The organism is Microbacterium sp. ANT_H45B (assembly GCF_008369345.1).
GTDB lineage: Bacteria > Actinomycetota > Actinomycetes > Actinomycetales > Microbacteriaceae > Microbacterium.
The window spans coordinates 292,363-312,249 of record NZ_VOBK01000002.1 but is presented as its reverse complement, the minus strand read 5'-3'; the positions used below and the strand labels follow the sequence as shown (position 1 = coordinate 312,249).

Sequence of the window (19,887 nt, the reverse complement as noted above, 5' to 3'; positions counted from 1 at the left end):
AAAGTGGCTTGCGAACACCAGTCCACTTTGCGGCATCATGGGAATATGGCCTCACGACTCGTCGAGCAGCTGGGTGGGCAGAACGCCGCCGGCGCCACCGCCGCATCCCTCGCGCAGCAGATCCGCGCGCTGATCCTCGACGGCCGGTTGACCGTCGGGGAGCGGCTGCCCAGCGAACGGGCCCTGGCGCTCGAACTGCGCCGATCCCGATCGACGACGACCCGCGTCTACGGACTCCTCGAGGGCGACGGCTATGTGGTGCGTCGACACGGTGGAAGCACGCGGGTCGCGCTGCCGCATACGGCGCACCGTCTTGCGGACCCCGACGATGACGACGCGATCGACCTCTCCATCGCCTCGATGGATTCGACGCCGGGCCTCTACGATGCCACGGTGAGGTCGCTGCCGCGCCTCGCAGCGTTGCGCGGGACCAGCGGATACTCGCTGCGCGGTCTTCCCGAGCTGCGCGATGCCGTCGCCAGACGGTTCACCGATCGCGGGGTCGAGACCGATCCCGACGAGATCATCATCACCTCCGGAGCCGTCAACGCCGTCAATCTGATCCTCGCGACGATCGGACGCCGCGGTGAACGCGCCCTGGTCGAGCAGCCCACCTTTCCGCACGCACTCGAGGCGCTGCACCGGTACGGCTACCGGATGCTCCCCACGCCCGTCGAGGTCACCGGCTGGGACGAGCGCCATGTCACCGACACCCTCCTGCGGAGCCGCCCGCACGTCGCCTATCTGATCCCCGACTTCCACAATCCGACCGGGGCGACCATGAGCGACGCCGAGCGCTCCCGCATCGCGACGACGGCGCGGAGCACAGGAACGCATGTGATCGTCGACGAGACGACCGCCGAGCTCGACATCGATCGCGGCTGGACTCCCCTGCCCATGTCCGCCCACAGCCCACAGGTGATCACGGTGGGGTCCATGTCGAAGATCGCCTGGGGCGGTCTGCGGATCGGCTGGATCCGCGCGGACCGCGCGCTCATCTCCCGACTGCTCGCCACCCGCCCCTCGTTCGAACTCGGCACAGCGCTGCTCGAGCAGTGCATCGCCGTCGAGCTGCTGCAGGACATGCCGGCTCTCACCACCCATGTGGCGTCGCGCCTTCGCGCAGGCAGGGCGGCCGTGGCGTCCGGCCTCGGGGCGCTCGGCGGCGTCGCGATGCCGCCCACGAGCGGCGGACTCTCAACCTGGCTCGATCTCGGCGCCCCCGTGTCGACCGAGGTGTCGCTCGCGGCACGGCGGCACGGGCTGATCGTGCCGCCAGGGCCGCGCTTCACCACCGGCGGAGTGCTGGAGCGCCGACTGCGGATCCCCATCACGCTCTCTCCCGAACGCACGACGGAGGCGATGGAGCGTCTGGGCCGCGCCTGGTCCCACGTGATGAGCGGAGGGTCGACGTCCGGCGAGGAAGCGCCCCGCGCAGCCGTCATCTGAGGGCAGACGAGGACCCCGTCCCTGGATCAGGGGCGGGGTCCTCGTCATGTGGAGCGGGAATTCGCATTCTCGGCGTCCGGGACATGTCACCGGCATCCGATACTCGTGCCTTCCCGCTCCAGGTCTGTGTCGGGCTCTAGCCCACCTTGTGCAGCCAGACGACGCGCGCATCGTCGCTGGCGTGACGGAACGGCTCCAGCTCCTCGTCCCAGGCAGAGCCCAGCGCGATGTCGAGCTCGCGCTGCAGCTCGGTCGCACTGCCCGCGGCGATCTCCATCGCGTAGCGGATGCGGTCTTCGCCGATCACGATGTTGCCCGCCGCATCGGTCTGCGCATAGTGGATGCCGAGATCGGGCGTGTGCAGCCATCGGCCACCGTCGCTGCGGGGCGTCGGGTCCTCGGTCACCTCGAAGCGCAGGTGCTCCCAGCCGCGGATCGCCGTCGCCAGAGCGGCTCCCGTCCCGACCGGGCCGTCCCAGTAGAACTCCGCGCGTCGAGCACCGTCGAGCACCGGCTGTTCGCTCCAGTCGAAGTTCACAGCACGACCGATAGCGCGTCCGACCGCCCATTCCAGGTGCGGGCAGAGCGCGCGAGGGGCAGAGTGGACGAAAACCACTCCGCGTGCGTAAGCCGTCGCCATGATCTCTCCGTTTCATCAGGTGCGTCTTCCCCAACGACCTGAAACACCGAGAACTGGCGTGAATATGCGGTTATGCGCCTATTCTCGCCCAGACCAGGCGAAATCACAAGCATGTGATTCGACGACGAAGGCCCCGGTCACGGGGACCGGGGCCTTCAGACCTGACTGTACGGAGTCAGACGAGGATCACGCCTCGCTCATGGCCTGCTTGACCTGCTGGCCCTTCGCCGCGTAGTACGCGGCGCGGGCGGCGTCGCGACGGGCCTGCTCGGCGTATCCGGCCTCGAGGACGTCCTGCGGGACCTCGACGTTCGGCACGTCGTCGGTGCCGTTGTACTTCTCGATGTACGCGTCGAGCTCGGGGCCCGAGGTCCACGACGTGATGAGGCAGTACCGCGGCTCGCTGCCCACGTGGGTCGCCGCGTGCCACAGCCGCTGCGTGTCGACGATGAGCTGCGCTCCTGCCGGCAGCGCGATGCGGTACTCGACGCTCGGGTCGGTGCGGTTCTCGCGCAGGACGAAGAAGCTGTCCTTGTCGTCGCTGAGGTTGAAGAAGCCACGGACGACCCATCCGGTGCCGTCCGGGTTCAGACGGTTGTTGTCATCCTGGTGGAGGTTGTACAGGCACTCGCCGTAGGGCGTGGGCTGCAGCTCGATGACACGGCAGCGACCGACGTTTGCACCGGGCTCCTGCGCGCGACGCGTCAGGTTCGGCGCCTTGGCGGTCTGGGAGTCGATCCAGACGCCGTCCTTGTCGGTGCGCGGCGGCTTGTGATTCCAGAAGCCGTTGCACTCGATCTCACCCTTGGCGCTCGCGAGCGGCGCGAAGCGGGTGTCGCCCGACGACTTCCAGTCGTTGTACTCGATGTCGAGCCACTCCTTGGGGTCGAGCTCCTGGTCGTAGCTGTCGAGAACGACGAAGCCCTTGTCTTCGAGGGCGGCGGACTTGATGTATCCCATGATCTGAACCAGATCCTCTCATCGGGGGCCAGCACGTTTTAACAGGCCCTGATAAGGCAAGCCTAACAGGGCGCCTCTGGAGCGCCGCCGAAGCCCGCCGTGAATAAGCGAATAGACTGAATCGGGCGCCTGGCGACTCCTCGGCGCCGCGCGTTACGGGAGGACGAGACACCAGCATGAGCACTGCGACGAACGTCGAGGCGACAGCTGTCAATACGATCGAGTGGCTCGCAGAGGACTCCACGACCATCGTCGTCCCGGTGTATCAGCGGCAGTATCGGTGGGACATCGGCGGCTGCGAGCAGTTGCTCTCCGATGTGCGTGCCGTCGCCCGCGAGAACTCGTCGCACCGCCACTTCATCGGCTCGATCCTCTCGGCCGCCGACGATTCCGACGCCGACACCGAGCTCGTGCTGATCGACGGTCAGCAGCGGATCACCACGATCATGCTGCTCGTGGCCGCCCTGCAGCACGCGGTGCGCGACAGCGCTCCCGAACTCGCCGCGGAACTGGACCGTGTCCTGGTGCGCCCCGACGATCCCCGCAGGACCAAGCTGCGTCCTCACGACGCCTGGGCCGAGCTCTACGAGTCGGTGGTACTGGATCGGGGCGACCACGCCGATCGTGAGTCGCGTTTCGACGACAACTACGCCTTCTTCCGCAGCCAGGTGCATGCCGATGAGGCGGCGACGATCTGGCGGGGCCTGCAGCGCCTCGAGCACGTGTCCATCACGCTCGGCGCAGGTGCGAACGCTCAGCAGATCTTCGAGAGCCTGAACTCGACGGGCGAACCGCTGCGCGATCACGAGCTCATCCACAACTACATCCTGATGGGCCTCACGCACACCGAGCAGCTCGACGTCGAGGCCCGGTTCTGGCTTCCCATCGAACGCCACGCGGGCGAGAACATCGCCGCGTTCTGGCGGCACTACCTCGTGATGACGACGGGACGCGAGGTCGCCGCGAACGGCGAGCACGGGGTGTACAGCGCGTTCCGACAGTCGTTCCCGCGCGTCGACGTGGACCATCTGCAGGCGGATGCCGAGGTGTGGCGGCACTACGCGGAGATCTACGGCATCCTGCTGGATCCCTCTCTCGAGAAGGACTCCGAGATCGCGCGGCAGCTGCGATTCGTGAACACCTTCGGTCGTGCCTCGTATCCGCTCGTCCTGAGCGTCTACAGCGACCACGCCAAGGGGCTCATCCCGCGTGACGAGCTGATCCGCACCCTGGAGCGGATCCAGGCGATGTACCTGCGACGGACGCTCGTCAACCTGCCCAATGAACGCCTCGTCGCCCGGCTCTGCCGTGCGCGCGTCGACGGACCCGACGCGCTCGAGAGGGCCTTCGCGCGCATCACCCCCTCGGACGAGCGGGTCAGCGCGGTGCTCAAGTACAGCGAGCTCCCCCACCCGGCGTACGTTCTCGGTCGGCTGGAGGGCGTCGAGGACACGGACGGATTCGACGTCGAGCACATCGTCCCGACCGTCCCCAGCGACAGCTGGTCGGGCGACGGAGCGCGCGAATGGATCGACTACTCCGACGACGAGCGAAACGCCCACCGTGCGCTGGCGCCCACGCTCGGCAACCTGACGCTGCTGGAGCAGAGCCTGTCGGAGCGGTACTTCGGCGAGCCGTACGCCGTGAAGCGCACCTCGGCGTATGCGCGCAGCGCGGTTCCCGAGACCGCGGCGCTGCAGTCGACCGAGACCTGGGGAACGGCCATGATCTCGCAGCGCACCGTGCGGCTCACGGCCGAGCTCCTGCGCATCTGGGCGCGGCCTGCGCTCACCGAGATCGACGACGACGGTCTGACCCCGATCCTCGACGCCGTGCGGCGCCGTGGCTGGCCCGCGGGCTGGGAGCGCGAGTTCGAGTACGTCGAATACCGCGGAGAGCGCTGGGAGGTCTACGACGTCCGGCACCTGTTCAACCGCGTCTTCCGACGTGCGTGGACCGACACCCGTGCTGCGGCGGTCTCGTACTGCGCCGCGCACGGCGGACCGATCTACGACGGGACCGCGTGGAAAGGGCAGTGGGACCGGCTCGACGACACCCATCACCTGTACATGGGGTGGGATTCCACGTACATGATGAGCGCTGTGCAGGGCGTGCTCCAGGAGGCGGACATCGCCTCGGAGGTATTCGTGAAGTACTCCTACATCGGGAATGTGATGTGACATGACCACGACCATCCATCGTCTGCTCGACCTCGCCGTCGAAGAGCACACTCTGACCGTCCCGCTCGTGTGGGACGACCCTGCCGACACCCGCACGATCGAGATCTTCGCGCGCGTCGTGACCCGCGACGGAGGCGACTCGCTGCCCTTCCTCGTCTACCTCCAGGGCGGACCGGGGCACGAGGCGCCCCGCCCGTTCCACTCGTCGACAGCGCCGCCCTGGCTCGACGAGGCTCTCGCCCACTACCGCGTGGTCATGCTGGACCAGCGCGGCACCGGCCTGTCGACTCCGGTCGGAGACGACGACCTGGCCGAGGGCTCGGCCGCCGTCGCCGAGTATCTGACCCATCTGCGTGCCGATGCCATCGTGCGCGACTGCGAGGCGGTGCGCGAGCACCTCGGTGCGATCACCTGGAGCGTGCTGGGTCAGTCGTTCGGCGGATTCACATCGCTCGCATACCTGTCGACCCATGCCGCCTCGCTGGCCGATGTCTTCATCACGGGCGGCCTGAGTGCGATCGGCCGACACCCGGACGACGTCTACGCCCTCTGCTACAGCAAGATGCGCGACGCCTCCGAGCGCTACTACCGTCGGTTCCCCGAGCACCGCGATCGCATGCGCAGACTGGTGGATCACGCGGATGCCGGCGACATCGTCCTGCCGGACGGTGAAGTGGTGTCCCGCTCGCGTCTGCGGTCGGTGGGGTCGGCCCTCGGCATGAACGAGGGATGGCAGACGCTGTGGTCGCTTCTCGAGCGCGACCACAGGTCGAACGCCTTCCGTCATGACCTCATGCACGCGATGCCGTACAGCGGCCGCAATCCGCTCTACTTCGCCTTCCACGAGTCGAGCTACGCCGACGGACACGCGACCCGGTGGTCGGCCGAGCGTGTCGAGCCCGACGACTTCCGCGAGGACGTCACCCTCTTCACCGGCGAGCACATCCGTCGCGAGTGGACCGAGACGGTCCCCGCATTCCGACCCTGGCGCGAGGTGACACTCGAGCTCGCCGAGTTCGAGTGGCCGCGCCTCTACGACCGCGTGGCGATCGAGGCGTCCGGGGCGACCGGAGCCGCGGCGGTCTACGCGAACGACGTCTACGTCCCCCTCGAGTACTCGCTCGAGACCGCGGGGCTGCTCCCGGGAATCGCACTGTGGGTGACCAGCGAGCACGAGCACAACGGTCTCCGCTCCGGCCCCGTCCTCAGCCGTCTGATCGACCTCGCTCACGGACGGCGCATCCGCTGAGGATCATCCCGTGGGCGGATGCCGGCGGCGGAAGAGTCTTCTAGCCTGGACACATGGCTGAGACGGTGGGGATGCTTCTGACCGTGGCGATCGTGCTCCTGGTCGTGATCGCGGTCGTGATCGTGATCGTGGCCGCGTACTCGCGCGTGCCCCTCGAGCGGAAGTACGAGAACTCCGGCGGCGGACTGGGCGGATCGTTCGACGCGATCTGGATGCCGTCGGCCCATGGCGCCGGCATCGAGCGCGATCGTCAGACGAAGCGCATGGCTCCTGCCCCGGTGGCGGGCGACCCGCCCCACAGCATCCGCGGCGACCGCATCACGATCGACCTCTGAGTCCGTCCGGCCCGGCCGCCGGATACGACGAAGGCCCCGGTTCCGAGAACCGGGGCCTTCGTGGTGGCGATGTCCTTACTTGGACGAGCCGCCGAAGCCCTTGAAGCGCTGGTTGAACTTCTCGACGCGACCGGCCGAGTCCATGATGCGCTGCTTGCCCGTGTAGAACGGGTGCGAGGCCGACGAGATCTCGACGTCGATGACGGGGTACTCGACACCGTCGAGCTCGATCGTCTTGTCGCTGGACACCGTCGAGCGGGTGCGGAACGTCTCGCCCGAGCCGAGGTCGCGGAACACGACGTCCTTGTACACGGGGTGAATGTCAGTCTTCATGGGATTCCTTAGTTGCTGCCCTGGATTGTGCCAGGGACGAGGGAAGTCTGCGGTGCACGACGCACCAAGGATCGATCTTACCAGACGCTCGTCAGGATGCTGCGCGAGCGGCGTAGCGGCCGTCTTCGCTGCTGAGCACGATCGGCATGCCGAACGCCTCGGTCAGCGCGTCGGCGGTGAGGGTCTCGGCGATCGGGCCCGCGGCCACGATCCGTCCCTCGCGCATGAGGAGCACATGGGTGAACCCGACGGGGATCTCCTCGACGTGGTGGGTGACCATCAGCATGGCCGGAGTCGTCGGCGACGACGCGTACCCGCTCAGCAGGGCCAGCAGTTCTTCCCTCGAACCGAGGTCGAGCGACGCGGTCGGCTCGTCGAGCAGCAGCAGCTCGGGGTCCGTCATCACCGCGCGGGCGATCTGGACGCGCTTCTGCTCTCCGTCGCTCAGCGTTCCGAACGTGCGCTCGGCGAGGTGATCGAGGCGCCAGTCCGCGAGGACACGCAGCGCGCGCCGCTCGTCGATGTCCTCGTAGCCCTCATTCCACCGTCCGAGCACTGAGAAGGCTGCCGTGAGCACGGTGTTCAGAACCGTCTCGTCGCGCGGAACGCGCTTGGCCATCGCCGAAGAGGCGAAGCCGATCCGCGGGCGCAGCTCGAACACGTCGGTCCGGCCGAGGGTCTCCCCCAGCACGGTGACGGTTCCCGAGGTCGGATGCATCAGCGTGTCGGCGAGCTGGAGCAGCGTGGTCTTGCCTGCCCCGTTGGGGCCGAGGATCACCCACCGCTGATCATCGTCGACCTGCCAGGTCACGTGATCGATGATGTCGCGCCCTTCGCGGCGCACGACGACATCGGTGAATTCCAGGGCGCTCGACATACCTCCAGCCTATCGGCTCAGGCGGTGAGCTCCGCGTACAGCGCGCGCGTGGTGTCGGCGATCGCTCCCCAGCTGAACTCGTCGCGAGCCCTCTCCCGACCGGCCTCGCCGTACGCGCGTGCACGCTCGGGATCGGAGGTCACCTCTGTCAGCACCCGCGCGAGATCCGCGACGTAGCGCTCGGGGTCGACTGGCGTGCCAGTGCCGTCCTGCACCTGCTCGATCGGCACCAGGCGCCCCGTCACGCCGTCGGCGACGACCTCGGGGATTCCACCGGTCGCGGTCCCGACGACGGCGGCGCCGCACGCCATGGCCTCGAGGTTGACGATCCCGAGCGGCTCGTAGACGGAGGGGCAGACGAACGTGGTGGCGGCGGTAAGGATGGCGGAGAGCTCATCGCGCGGCAGCATCCGCTCGATCCAGACCACTCCCTCCCTGGTCTGCTGCAGGAGCTTCACCCCCTCCTGCACCTCCGCCATGATCTCGGCGGTATCGGGCGCGCCCGCGCACAGGATCAGCTGCACCTCCGGGGGAAGAAGTCGCGCCGCCTGCAGCAGGTACGGCAGGCCCTTCTGACGCGTGATCCTGCCGACGAAGACGACGGACGGACGCGACGGGTCGATTCCCACGGACTCGAGGAACGCGGGATTCTGCACCGGACGCCACCGCTCCACGTCGATACCGTTGTGGATCACCCGGACCTTCGCCGGGTCCACCGACGGGTAGCTGCGCAGGATGTCCGCGCGCATGCCCGCGCTCACCGCGATGACCGCGGCGGCGTTCTCGTACGCCAGCTTCTCGATCCCGCTGGAGACCGCGTAGCCGCCTCCGAGCTGCTCGGCCTTCCAGGGCCGCAGCGGCTCGAGGCTGTGGGCGGTGAGCACGTGCGGGATGCCGTGCAGCTGCGACGCGAGGTGACCCGCGAAGTTCGCGTACCAGGTGTGGCTGTGCACGAGGTCGGCGTCGGAGATCGCCGCGACGATCTCGAGATCGGTGCCCAGCGTCTGCAGCGCGGCGTTAGCCGAGGCGAGTTCGGAGGGGGTCCGGTAGGCGGACGTACCCGCCTCGTTCCGGGGGGAGCCGAAGGCCCGCACCTGCACGTCGATGCTCTGCCGCAGCGCCGTGACGAGCTCCGCGACGTGCACTCCGGCACCTCCGTAGATCTCCGGCGGGTATTCCTTCGTGATCATCTCGACGCGCATGTTTAGACGGTAGTGACTCACTTGTCCAGATGCTAGTTCGGCGGGTCGATTCGCCTCTATGGTAGGTGCATGTCCGCTCCAAAGAAGATCTTCGGCATCATCCTCGCCGGCGGCGAGGGTAAGCGTCTCATGCCCCTCACGGGTGACCGTGCCAAACCTGCCGTGCCTTTCGGTGGACAGTACCGCCTGATAGATTTCGCGATCTCGAACCTCATCAACTCCGGTCTCCGGCAGATCGTCGTGCTCACCCAGTACAAGTCGCACAGCCTCGACCGGCACATCTCCCAGACCTGGCGGATGTCCGCGCTGCTCGACTCGTACGTCGCGTCCGTGCCCGCCCAGCAGCGCCTGGGCAAGCGCTGGTTCTCGGGCTCCGCCGACGCGATCCTGCAGAGCATGAACCTGATCAACGACGAGAAGCCCGACATCGTCGTGGTGATCGGCGCCGACCACGTGTACCGCATGGACTTCCGCCAGATGCTCGACGCGCACATCGAGTCCGGCGCGAAAGCCACCGTCGCCGGCATCCGTCAGCCCATCTCGATGGCATCGCAGTTCGGCGTGATCGACGCGGACACGCAGTCGGGTCGCATCAAGCAGTTCCTCGAGAAGCCGACCGATGCCACGGGACTCGAGGACTCTCCGCATGAGGTCCTCGCATCCATGGGCAACTACATCTTCGATGCCGACGCGCTGATCGCGGCGGTCGAGGCCGACGGGGAGTCTCCCACCTCGGGGCACGACATGGGCGGCGACATCGTGCCGTACTTCGTCGACCGCGGCGAGGCCGGCTACTACGACATGAAGCAGAACGACGTCCCGGGGTCGTCGCCGCGAGACCGCTCCTACTGGCGCGACGTGGGTACGATCGACTCCTTCTTCGACGCCCACATGGATCTGATCTCGACGCTGCCGATCTTCAACCTGTACAACATGGAGTGGCCGATCCACTCGCAGGCGGTCAACTCCCCGCCTGCGAAGTTCGTGCGCGACTCTGTGGGGCGCATCGGCAATGCGATCGACTCGATCGTGTCGCTCGGGTCCGTGCTGTCCGGCACTCATCTGGAACGCAGTGTGGTCGGGCCCTGGACCCTTGCGGGCGGCGGTTCCACCATCACCGACTCCGTCGTCTTCGACGGCGTGCGGGTCGGCGCGGGCTCCCGCGTGCACCGCGCGATCCTCGACAAGAACGTCGTGCTCGCCGACGGGGCGACGGTCGGTGTCGATCGCGAGCGAGACCTCGCTCGGGGCTTCACGGTCACCGAATCGGGGATCACCGTCGTGGGCAAGGGACTCTTCATCGAACGCTGAGCCCGAAAGCTCCTCCGACGCCGCCCGGCGGACGATCACGGAATCCCGTGGTCGTCCGCCGGGCGGCGTCGCTGTCGCTAGGCTCGAAGCCGTGACCTCTGCACGCTTCCTCGTCGTCCTCGATGCCGATTCCACCCTGATCCGCAACGAGGTGATCGAACTGATCGCCGACGAAGCGGGGCGCCGCGCCGAGGTGCAGGCCGCGACCGAGGCGGCCATGCGCGGCGAGATCGACTTCGCGACGAGTCTGCGCTCGCGGGTCGCCGCCCTCGAGGGGGTCCCGGTCTCCGCGTTCCCGCGAGTGCTCGCCCGTATCGAGCCGACCCCGGGGGTGCGCGAGCTGACCTCCGCCGTGCACGCACGGGGCGGAGTCGTCGGCGTCGTCTCCGGAGGTTTCCACGAGATCCTCGACGACGTGGCTCCGGGTCTGGGCGTCGACCGGTGGCGCGCGAATCGGCTCGACGTCGTCGACGGCGCCCTGTCCGGTCGCGTCGACGGCGCCATCGTCGACGCCGCGGCCAAGGCGGCGTCGCTGCGCGAGTGGGCGGACGAGCTGGGAGTCCCCCGCCACGCGACCATCGCCATCGGAGACGGCGCCAACGATCTGCAGATGATGGCCGCGGCGGGCCTCGGCCTGGCCTTCAACGCCAAGCCCACGGTGCGTGCGGCCGCCAGCGTCGTCGTCGGCCCTCAGGACCTGTCCGAGGTCATCGCGCTGCTTCCGTAGCGGATGTCGGCGGCTCGGTCTATCGTCGCCGCATGGACATCATCCTCATCCCCGGACTCTGGCTCGACGCGTCGAGCTGGAGCGACGTCACATCCGATCTCGAACGGGCGGGGCACACGGTGCATCCGCTCACGATGCCCGGGGTGGGTGAACCCGCGGATCAGTCGTCGGAGATCGGCATCTCGGACTGGGTCGAGGCCGCCGTCGCGGCGGTCGACGCGATCGTCGACACGGCGGGCGGCCCGGTCGTGGTCGTCGGTCACAGCGGCGGCGGCAACGTGGCGTGGGGCGTCGCCGACGCTCGTCCCGATGCCGTGTCGCGCGTGGTCTTCGTCGACACGGTGCCGCCACCGTCCGGCATGGGCATCAGCGAGTTCGAGGTCGTCGACGGCGTCATACCGTTTCCGGGCTGGAGCCACTTCCCCGCTGAAGACGTCGACGACCTCGATGAGGCGACACGCGCCCGCACCGCACCCCTCGCCGCCAGCGTCCCCGCTCGGGTGCCCACCGATCCGATCGAGCTCGCTTCAGGCGGCCGGCACCGTGTTCCGGTCACCATGCTCATGGGCGGCTTCGACCAGGAGACCCTCGAGTCCGAGCTCGCCGAGTGGGGGCCCTACGCCGACGAGTTCCGTGCGATCGACGACGTCGAGGTCGTGCGGATCGGATCCGGCCATTGGCCGCAGTTCTCGGTTCCGAGTCGTCTGGCGACCCTCATCGATGCGGCGGTCGTCCGGCGCTGAGGTCAGTGCCCCATCCCGAGACCGCCGTCGACCGGGATGACCGCCCCCGAGATGTAGCCGGCGTCGTCGCCCGCCAGCCAGGTCACGACGCCGGCCACCTCGTCGGCCGTCGCGAAACGGCCGGCGGGGATGTTCGCCTTGTACTGCTTCTGCGTCTCCTCCGGCAGTTCCGCCGTCATGTCCGTCTCGATGAACCCCGGCGCGACGACGTTCGCCGTGATGCCACGTCCGCCGAGCTCACGAGTGAGCGAACGCGCGAATCCGACGAGCGCGCTCTTGGACGCCGAGTAGTTCACCTGTCCCGCGGACCCGTACAGTCCCACGACGCTGGAGATCAGGATGACGCGTCCGAACCGAGCGCGCAGCATGCCCTTGGACGCACGCTTGACCACCCGGAACGTGCCGCCGAGGTTGGTGGCCACGACGCTGTCGAAGTCGTCTTCGCTCATGCGCAGCAGCAGGGTGTCCTTGGTGATGCCGGCGTTGGCGACGACGATCTCGATCGGTCCGAGCTGCTGCTCGACCTCGCTGAACGCCGCGTCGATCGCGGCGGCGTCGGTGACGTCGGCGCGCACGGTCAGCGTGCCTTCCGGACCCTCGCCGCTGCGAGCCGTGACCGCGACACGGAAACCTTCGCTGACGAATCGTTCGGCGATCGCACGGCCGATGCCGCGGTTGCCACCGGTGACGAGGACGACGCGAGAACTCATTTCCACTCCTGATCTGGCCACTGCGGGTCGGGCCTGGTCGAGGACGATTCTATCGAGGATGCTCCTCCGCGACCGCGGCACGTTTGACAGGGGACCTCGGTGCTGGAACGCTGAGCCTGACGAAAGGCACCACGTGAGCGACAACAGCATCCCCACTTCCTCGGGAGACCCGCAGCAGACCCCGCCTCCCGCGCAGCCGTTCGCCCCGGCACCGCCCGCTCCCCCGTATCCGGCGGACACGACGGGCCAGCCGACTCAGGCCTACCCCGGTGCTGCGCCGTCGATCCCCGGTCCGCCGCAGCCGTACGGAGCGCCTTCCTCGCAGCCCTACGCCGTCGCCCCGACCTACCCCGCACCCCCGCAGCAGCCGTACGGCTCGGCCGCTCCCGGGTATCAGACCTACGCCCCCGCGTACCCGGCGGCTCGTCCCGCCAGCGGACTCGCGATCACGTCGCTGATCTGCGGAATCGCGGGCGTCGTCCTCTTCTGGGCGGTGGTGCCGCTGCTCGCGTCGATCATCGCCGTGATCACGGGCCACATGGCGCTGAAGCAGACCAAGCAGAACCCTGCGATCGGCGGACGCGGCATGGCTTTCGCCGGCCTCATCATGGGCTACATCATGGTCGCCTTCCTCGTCATCGGCATCGTGATGACGATCATCAGCATCGTCTTCTTCGGCGCCTTCACACTGCCCTTCATCTTCTCGTCCTGAGCCGCATGAAGGGGCGCCAGAGCGTCCGCACCGGCGTAGGCTTGACTCATCGTGAAGAGCAAGTCGCAGGTCCCGGCTGTCACCTCACTGCCGCAGTCGCCGCAGGCCGAGGCGGACCACCGCGTGCGCCGCTACGCGCTCACGATGACGATCCGCATCATCTGCTTCGCGCTGATGATGTTCGTGCAGCCGTACGGCTGGTACACGTGGGTCTTCGCCGCAGGCGCAGCGGTTCTCCCCTACATCGCCGTCGTGTTCGCCAATGCGGGAAGCGACAGCACCGAGACCGCCGCGGAGTCCCCGGTGCAGCAGATCGAGGCGGCACCGCCCGCCAGTCCTGCTCCCGTGGTCGAGGCATCGGATCCCGGCGTCTTCCTGATCCGCGAGACGCGTCGGGACGACGAGTGAGCGAACTGCAGTGCTCGCGCGCCGGCTGCCGGAGCGCGGCCTCGAAGCAGGTGGTGTGGCGCAACCCTCGCATCCACTCCGCCGATCGGGAGAAGATCTGGCTCGCGTGCGATGAGCACGTCGAGTTCCTCCACGACTACCTGTCAGCTCGGGACTTCCCCGTGACCGTGAGAGATGGTGTCCCCTCATGAGCACCCGGCTCGGCCGCTGGACCGTCTACGTGCTGATCGCGATCGGATTCGCGATCGCCTGCGCATTCCTGTCGAACTGGCAGTTCGAACGCAACGTGACCCGTGCGGAGCAGATCGCTCTCGTAGAGAAGAACTACGATGCGGACCCCGTGCCCCTCGTCGACCTCATCGGCGGCGACGGATCGCTCGACCCCGGAGACGTCTGGCACCCGGTGGTGCTGAACGGCGAGTACCTCCCTGACGAGCAGCTGCTGGTGCGCAACCGACCGCACGGCGGTACGAGCGCCTTCGAGGTGCTGGTCCCTTTCCGTGATGCAGACGGGCGGGTGTTCATCGTCGACAGGGGGTGGGTGCCGCCGGGCGAGGGCGATGCTCCCGATGCCGTGCCTCTCCCCCCGTCCGGTGAGGTCGAGGTCATCGTCCGCCTGCGCCCGGGCGAGCAGCTCCCGGCATCCGGTCGCGGTGCTCCTGAGGGCCAGGTCCCCACGATCAACCTCCCTGCGATCGCCGGGATGGTGGGGGGAGATGTGGTCACCAGCGCCTACGGTCAGATCGTCAGCGAGGACCCGAGCGGAGAGGGGACCCTCGGCGGGTTCGACTCGCCCACCGACGATCCGGGCCCGCATCTCTCGTACGCGATCCAGTGGATCCTGTTCGCCCTGATGGGCTTCGTGTTCATCGGATACATCATCCGCACCGAGATCGTGAAGCATCGCGAGGAGGTCGAGGGCGCACCTGCCCCCGTCAAGACGCCGCGTCGACGCGACAAGGATGCCGACGTCGAGGACGAGCTGCTCGACGCGAACGTCTGACCCGTCCGTACGTCTGAGCCGTGCGTGTGAGCGGCCGAGTCGATCGTGCCGCTCCGTCGACGTTGACGCTCAGTCGACCGTGACGCTCCGGGACCAGCCGGCACCGTCGGGGACGTACACCACCCGCGTGTGTCGGCGATCGCGGGAGCCCTGCCAGAATTCGATGCGTTCGGGGACGATGCGCCAGAGAACCCAGTCGCCGTCGGCCACGCCCGCGCGTGCGGCCGGAGATCGGGCGGCGAGGTCGGCGGCGCTCTCCTCCGCGGTCGCCTCCTCGACCCGACCGCGCACCCGTACGACACGGACCTGAGGCTGCCACCAGAAGTTCAGCGCCGCTGCGGGAGCAGCGCTCAGCTGCGCGCCCTTGCGCGACGACCGGGTGCTCGCGATCGCCCACCCGCGCTCGTCCACGCGTTTGAGGATGAGCGTGCGCGCATCGGGGACACCCGCCGCGTCGACCGTCGCGAGCGTGACGGTGTGCGGCTCCGGCACGCCCGCCGCATCCGCCGCGCGCAGCCACTCGCCGAAGAGAACCGTCGGATCGTCCGGCAGCACCTCGGGATTCCACTGCGGAGCAGTCCCGGTGAGCGCGTGCCGCCCTCGCAGCCAGTCGTTCAACGGGAGGGTGTCGGAGTCAGAGCCGTCATGCGTCACGGTTCGACCCTATGACACTGGGCGCTGGATCAGGCGAGCTCGATGAGGTCCTGGTAGTCCTGGCTCCAGATGTCCTCGACACCGTCGGGCAGGATGAGCACGCGCTCGGGGTTGAGCGACTGCACCGCGCCCGGGTCGTGCGAGACGAGCACCACGGCGCCCTCGTAGTGCGCGAGCGCTCCGAGGATCTCCTCGCGCGATGCAGGGTCGAGGTTGTTCGTCGGCTCGTCGAGCAGGAGCAGATTCGCCGACGACACGACGAGAGTCGCGAGCGAGAGTCGCGTCTTCTCCCCACCCGAGAGGACACCCGCCGGCTTCAGCACGTCGTCGCCCGTGAAGAGGAAGGACCCGAGCACCTTGCGGGCTTCCATCTCGGTGATGTGCGGCGCCGCCGAGACCATGTTCTCGAGCACAGAGCGGTTGACGTCGAGGTTCTCGTGCTCCTGTGCGTAGTAGCCGACCTTGAGGCCGTGTCCGGGCTCGAGCTGCCCGGTGTCCGGCTCGTCGACACCCGCGAGCATGCGCAGCAGCGTGGTCTTGCCCGCACCGTTGAGTCCGAGGACCACCACCTTGGATCCCCGGTCGATCGCGAGATCGACGTCGGTGAAGATCTCCAGCGAGCCGTAGGACTTCGACAGCCCGGTCGCCATCATCGGGGTCTTGCCGCAGGGGGCCGGCTTCGGGAAGCGCAGCTTCGCCACGCGGTCTTCCTGGCGCACGTCGTCGAGTCCGGCGAGCAGCTTCTCCGCGCGGGCGATCATCTGATGCGCCGCGGCGGCCTTCGACGCCTTCGCACCGAAACGGGCCGCCTGAAGCTGCAGCGTCGTCGCCTTCTTCTCGGCGTTGGCGCGCTCCTTCTTGCGGCGCTCCTCGTCGGCCACACGCTGGCGCAGGTAGTTCTTCCAGTTCATGTTGTACGTGTCGATGATCTGACGGTTCGCATCGAGGTAGAACACGCGGTTGACCGTCTCGCCGACGAGCTCGACGTCGTGGCTGATCACGATCAGCCCGCCCTTGTAGTTCTTGAGGAACTCCCGCAGCCACACGACGCTGTCGGCGTCGAGGTGGTTGGTGGGCTCGTCGAGGATCATCGTCTCGGCGTCGGAGAACAGGATCCGCGCGAGCTCGATGCGGCGACGCTGTCCACCCGACAGGGTCGACAGCGGCTGGTCCAGGATGCGGTCGGGCAGCGACAGGTTGTTGGCGATCGACGCGGCTTCGGCTTCGGCCGCGTAGCCGCCCTGCCCCTCGAACTCCTCCGTGAGGCGCGCGTAGCGCTTCATCGCCTTGTCGGCCACGACGGGATCGTCCGATCCCATGGCGAGAGCCGCTTCCGTCATGCCGAGGTTGAGCTGCCCGAGACCGCGCGCATCGAGGATACGGGTGCGGGCGAGGTCCTCGGGATTGCCCGAGCGGGGGTCCTGCGGAAGATAACCCAGCTCCCCTGATCGGGTGACACTGCCCCCGGCCGGAAGCACGTCGCCGGCGAGCACCTTCGTGAGGGTGGTCTTGCCCGCGCCGTTGCGGCCGACGAGACCGATCTTGTCTCCGTCGCTCACACGGAACGACACGTTCTCCATCAGGAGGCGTGCGCCCACGCGGATCTCGAGTTCGTGCACGGCAAGCACAGCGGGATGTCCGTTCATTCAGGGGGAATCGGCCGAGCGGCCAAACTCCCAGTATAGATCGCTCCGCTGAGTGTTCCGTCGATGCGTCGCCGCACATCTACCTCCGTGGGGGGATGCGGTCGATACCCCAGGGTGATGACCCGCCGCCCCTCTGATTCCTAACCTTCTGAGGTGGACGTCATCAACGAGCTCATCCTGCAGACCGTCGCCTCTCCCTGGCTCTACGCCGTGCTGTTCGCGGTGACCGTCATCGACGGGTTCTTCCCCCCTGTGCCGAGCGAGACCGTCCTCGTGGCGGCGGCCGCGGTGCTCGCCTCCGCGGGCGACGTGTGGGCTCTGCTGCCGCTCGGTCTGGTCGCCGCCCTCGGCGCCGCCGTGGGCGACAACATCGCATTCGGGCTCGGTCGCAGGCTCGGCACGACGAGATGGTCGTGGATGCGGCGTCCCCGAGTCGTCGCGACCTTCGCCCACGCAGAGCGGGCGCTGTCGCAGCGGTCCGCAGCGCTGATCCTCGGCGCCCGCTACATCCCGGTCGGGCGCGTCGCCGTCAACATGTCGGCAGGGGCTCTGCGCTTCCCCTGGCGACGGTTCGTGCCACTGAGTCTCGTGGCCGGTGCGAGCTGGAGTGCGCTCAGCCTGACGATCGGGCTCCTCGCGGGCTCGTGGGTGCAGGAGCAGCCCCTGGTCAGCGCAGGGGTGGGCGTCGTCGTCGCGCTCGCCCTCGGTGTCGTCATCGATCGAGTCGCGGCCGCCCGACGCCGACGCGCCCCGGTCGTGCAGCTGGCAGGATGACAGTCATGGCACGTCGACGGCCGCGCATCGCGCGCGCTCCCCGCATCGCACGTCGCACCGTCGTCCTGGCCGTCATCGGAGCAGCCGGCATCGTTCTCTTCTCGGTGCTCGTGCCGATCCAGACGGCGTTGTACGGCACGCCCCTCCCCCTCTCGTTCATCCTCGCCGCCGCTGTGTGCGCGGCGCCGCTGCTGTCCGTCACGCACCCCCGCTGGGCCATCGGGATGTTCTGCGCCGCCTCGTTCGCCCTCCCGCTCCTGGTGGTCCCGACGCGCGCGACCGAGTCCCCCTGGCCGTGGTCGGTCCCCGCTCTCCTCGCTTTCGTGCTCCTCGTCGGGGTCACAACCTACGTCCACGGCGCGCGGGTCGGAGCGTTCCCGCTGGCGATCGGAGCGGTCCTGTCGCTCACCGCTCCAGTGCTGCGTCCGGAGATCGTCGCGACGCCCGAGACGGCGGGCACCGCGACCGCAGACCTCATCGTCACGGTGTCGATCGCCGCGGCGGTGTTCCTGGTGGCGATCCTCGTCGCAGGACGGATGCGGGTGTCGGCCGAGCTCGTCCGGGAGCGCGAGCATTCCGCACTCGAGGAGTCCCGGCGCTCCCTCGTCGAGGAGCGCACCCGCATCGCCCGCGAGCTGCACGACGTCATCGCACACAGCATGTCGGTGATCCAGGTACAGGCCTCGACGGCACGGTACCGGCTGCCGGAGATCGGCGATACCGCATCAGCGGAGTTCGACAGCATCGCGGCCACAGCGCGCGCCTCACTGACCGAGATGAGACGCATGCTCGGCGTGCTGCGCACCGAGGATCAGACCGCCGAGCTCGCACCGCAGCAGGGCATCGACGACATACCGGCTCTGGTCGACACCCTGCGCCGCGCGGGCGTGACGATCGGTCTGGAGATCACCGGGGCGGTGACCGAGGCACCGCCGTCCGTCCAGATCGCCGTCTTCCGCATCGCGCAGGAAGCGCTGAGCAACGCGGTGCGGCATGCCGCGGGCGCACCGGCGACCGTGCGGGTGCAGTCCGACGCCGACACCGTCCGCATCCGCGTCCGCAACGGGGCCGCGGCAGTCCCGGTGAACCCGACAGGCGGCGGGTACGGGCTGCGCGGCATGCGCGAGCGCGTCGAGCTGCTCGGCGGCGACTTCGCGGCGGGGCCGCAGTCCGACGGGGGCTGGGAGGTCGCGGCCACGCTTCCGGTCCTGCTCCCGCCCTCGAATCCCCCCGCGCCTCTCGAACGAACTCAGGAGATCCCGTGACCATCAGCGTCCTCATCGCCGACGACCAGGCCATGGTCCGTGCCGGTTTCGCCGCCCTTCTCGATGCCCACGACGGCATCCGGGTCACGGGACAGGCCGCCGACGGCGCCGAGGCCGTCACCCTCGCCGCGAGGCTCGACCCCGATGTGATCCTCATGGACGTCCGGATGCCGCAGGTGGACGGCATCGAGGCCACGCGCCGCATCCTGGGCCCGGGCTATCCTGCGGCGCATGTGCCCCGGATCCTGATGCTGACGACCTTCGACATCGACGACTACGTCTACGACGCGCTCGAGGCGGGTGCCAGCGGCTTCCTGCTGAAAGACGCGCTGCCCGAGGAGCTCGTGCACGCGGTGCGAGTGGTCGCCGGCGGTGACGCGCTCCTGGCACCGAGCGTCACTCGACGGATGATCGAGCAGTTCGCGGGACGACGTCCGCGCATGCCCCGGGCGGCGACCGCGCTCGCGGAGTTGACCGACCGCGAGCGCGAGGTGCTCGTGCTCATCGGCCGCGGACGCTCGAACGGAGAGATCGCCACCGACCTCTTCATCGCCGAGCAGACGGTCAAGACGCACGTCGGCAAGGTGCTCGCGAAACTGGGCCTGCGCGACCGCGTGCACGCCGTGATCCTGGCGTACGACGCCGGGCTGGTCGAACCCGCGGCCTGAGCACCGGCGCCGACATCACACCACGGTAGGGGTGCGAACAG

General features: G+C 68.5%; 21 protein-coding genes. 13 read left to right on the top strand and 8 right to left on the bottom strand.

From position 1 onward, the window contains the following. Positions 1–45 precede the first annotated feature (45 nt). Complete coding sequence (locus FQ142_RS07870) at positions 46–1,449, top strand: PLP-dependent aminotransferase family protein (RefSeq protein ID WP_149422886.1); 1,404 nt, start codon at positions 46–48, stop codon at positions 1,447–1,449. Positions 1,450–1,585: 136 nt separating this feature from the next. Here FQ142_RS07870 and FQ142_RS07865 read toward each other — a convergent pair whose 3' ends face one another. Both FQ142_RS07865 and FQ142_RS07860 read right to left on the bottom strand, forming a co-directional pair. Then, positions 1,586–2,089, bottom strand: a complete 504-nt coding sequence (locus tag FQ142_RS07865; RefSeq protein WP_056418067.1) for a DUF3145 domain-containing protein — start codon at positions 2,087–2,089, stop codon at positions 1,586–1,588. Positions 2,090–2,275: 186 nt separating this feature from the next. Next, a complete protein-coding gene (locus FQ142_RS07860) occupies positions 2,276–3,049 on the bottom strand; it encodes a hypothetical protein (RefSeq protein ID WP_056418068.1) in 774 nt (257 codons plus the stop codon). Between the two features lie 176 nt (positions 3,050–3,225). On the opposite strand from FQ142_RS07860, the gene FQ142_RS07855 reads away from it, so the two are divergent. From FQ142_RS07855 to FQ142_RS07845, 3 genes are read left to right on the top strand one after another with little or no spacing between them, the layout of a single operon-like run. After that, positions 3,226–5,229 carry a DUF262 domain-containing protein gene (locus FQ142_RS07855; protein ID WP_149422885.1) on the top strand — a complete coding sequence of 668 codons (2,004 nt, stop codon included), beginning with the start codon at positions 3,226–3,228 and terminating at the stop codon, positions 5,227–5,229. A gap of 1 nt (position 5,230) precedes the next feature. Continuing rightward, on the top strand, positions 5,231–6,478 hold the full coding sequence (locus tag FQ142_RS07850) for an alpha/beta fold hydrolase (protein ID WP_149422884.1): 1,248 nt from the start codon (positions 5,231–5,233) through the stop codon (positions 6,476–6,478). A gap of 53 nt (positions 6,479–6,531) precedes the next feature. Beyond that, the gene (locus tag FQ142_RS07845; RefSeq protein ID WP_149422883.1) at positions 6,532–6,813 is read left to right on the top strand and encodes a hypothetical protein; all 282 of its coding nucleotides are present in this window, start codon (positions 6,532–6,534) and stop codon (positions 6,811–6,813) included. Between the two features lie 75 nt (positions 6,814–6,888). Here FQ142_RS07845 and FQ142_RS07840 read toward each other — a convergent pair whose 3' ends face one another. The 3 genes from FQ142_RS07840 to glgA form a co-directional block, all read right to left on the bottom strand. Then, entirely contained in the window at positions 6,889–7,146 is a 258-nt protein-coding gene (locus FQ142_RS07840; RefSeq protein WP_045254549.1) for a type B 50S ribosomal protein L31, read from the bottom strand. A gap of 91 nt (positions 7,147–7,237) precedes the next feature. Then, positions 7,238–8,023 (bottom strand): ABC transporter ATP-binding protein, encoded by a 786-nt coding sequence (locus tag FQ142_RS07835; RefSeq protein ID WP_056418082.1) that lies wholly within the window; start codon positions 8,021–8,023, stop codon positions 7,238–7,240. A 17-nt stretch (positions 8,024–8,040) separates the two neighbouring features. Next, a complete protein-coding gene (glgA, locus tag FQ142_RS07830; RefSeq protein ID WP_149422882.1) occupies positions 8,041–9,225 on the bottom strand; it encodes a glycogen synthase in 1,185 nt (394 codons plus the stop codon). 69 nt (positions 9,226–9,294) lie between these two features. On the opposite strand from glgA, the gene glgC reads away from it, so the two are divergent. Genes glgC through FQ142_RS07815 form a run of 3 tightly spaced genes read left to right on the top strand, consistent with a single transcriptional unit; the run spans position 9,295 to position 12,006 of the window. Beyond that, positions 9,295–10,536 carry a glucose-1-phosphate adenylyltransferase gene (gene glgC / locus FQ142_RS07825; RefSeq protein WP_056418088.1) on the top strand — a complete coding sequence of 414 codons (1,242 nt, stop codon included), beginning with the start codon at positions 9,295–9,297 and terminating at the stop codon, positions 10,534–10,536. 34 nt (positions 10,537–10,570) lie between these two features. Further along, positions 10,571–11,263: a phosphoserine phosphatase SerB gene (gene serB / locus FQ142_RS07820; protein ID WP_149423479.1), complete on the top strand. Its 693-nt coding sequence runs from the start codon at positions 10,571–10,573 to the stop codon at positions 11,261–11,263. 32 nt (positions 11,264–11,295) lie between these two features. Beyond that, a complete protein-coding gene (locus tag FQ142_RS07815) occupies positions 11,296–12,006 on the top strand; it encodes an alpha/beta fold hydrolase (RefSeq protein ID WP_149422881.1) in 711 nt (236 codons plus the stop codon). A gap of 2 nt (positions 12,007–12,008) precedes the next feature. On the opposite strand, the gene FQ142_RS07810 is transcribed toward FQ142_RS07815, so the two are convergent. Further along, positions 12,009–12,716, bottom strand: a complete 708-nt coding sequence (locus FQ142_RS07810) for a beta-ketoacyl-ACP reductase (protein WP_056418097.1) — start codon at positions 12,714–12,716, stop codon at positions 12,009–12,011. 133 nt (positions 12,717–12,849) lie between these two features. Here FQ142_RS07810 and FQ142_RS07805 point away from each other — a divergent pair, with 133 nt between their 5' ends. The 3 genes from FQ142_RS07805 to FQ142_RS07790 all read left to right on the top strand — a co-directional run bounded on the left by FQ142_RS07805 (position 12,850) and on the right by FQ142_RS07790 (position 14,839). Then, a complete protein-coding gene (locus tag FQ142_RS07805) occupies positions 12,850–13,428 on the top strand; it encodes a DUF4190 domain-containing protein (RefSeq protein ID WP_056418098.1) in 579 nt (192 codons plus the stop codon). 51 nt (positions 13,429–13,479) lie between these two features. Further along, positions 13,480–13,836 (top strand): DUF3099 domain-containing protein, encoded by a 357-nt coding sequence (locus tag FQ142_RS07800; RefSeq protein ID WP_082539384.1) that lies wholly within the window; start codon positions 13,480–13,482, stop codon positions 13,834–13,836. A 187-nt stretch (positions 13,837–14,023) separates the two neighbouring features. Continuing rightward, entirely contained in the window at positions 14,024–14,839 is an 816-nt protein-coding gene (locus tag FQ142_RS07790) for an SURF1 family protein (RefSeq protein WP_149422878.1), read from the top strand. 69 nt (positions 14,840–14,908) lie between these two features. Here the strand turns inward: FQ142_RS07790 and FQ142_RS07785 are convergent, their stop codons facing one another. Further along, the gene (locus FQ142_RS07785) at positions 14,909–15,493 is read right to left on the bottom strand and encodes a pyridoxamine 5'-phosphate oxidase family protein (protein ID WP_262492097.1); all 585 of its coding nucleotides are present in this window, start codon (positions 15,491–15,493) and stop codon (positions 14,909–14,911) included. 29 nt (positions 15,494–15,522) lie between these two features. Further along, positions 15,523–17,121, bottom strand: a complete 1,599-nt coding sequence (locus FQ142_RS07780; protein ID WP_056419623.1) for an ABC-F family ATP-binding cassette domain-containing protein — start codon at positions 17,119–17,121, stop codon at positions 15,523–15,525. A gap of 171 nt (positions 17,122–17,292) precedes the next feature. Here FQ142_RS07780 and FQ142_RS07775 point away from each other — a divergent pair, with 171 nt between their 5' ends. The 3 genes from FQ142_RS07775 to FQ142_RS07765 are packed head-to-tail and all read left to right on the top strand — an operon-like array spanning position 17,293 to position 19,846. Continuing rightward, positions 17,293–17,913, top strand: a complete 621-nt coding sequence (locus tag FQ142_RS07775) for a DedA family protein (protein ID WP_149422877.1) — start codon at positions 17,293–17,295, stop codon at positions 17,911–17,913. 5 nt (positions 17,914–17,918) lie between these two features. Beyond that, positions 17,919–19,178, top strand: a complete 1,260-nt coding sequence (locus FQ142_RS07770) for a sensor histidine kinase (protein WP_149422876.1) — start codon at positions 17,919–17,921, stop codon at positions 19,176–19,178. Next, positions 19,175–19,846: a response regulator gene (locus FQ142_RS07765; RefSeq protein WP_149422875.1), complete on the top strand. Its 672-nt coding sequence runs from the start codon at positions 19,175–19,177 to the stop codon at positions 19,844–19,846. Before FQ142_RS07770 ends, FQ142_RS07765 begins: the two co-directional genes overlap by 4 nt. Positions 19,847–19,887 lie beyond the last annotated feature (41 nt).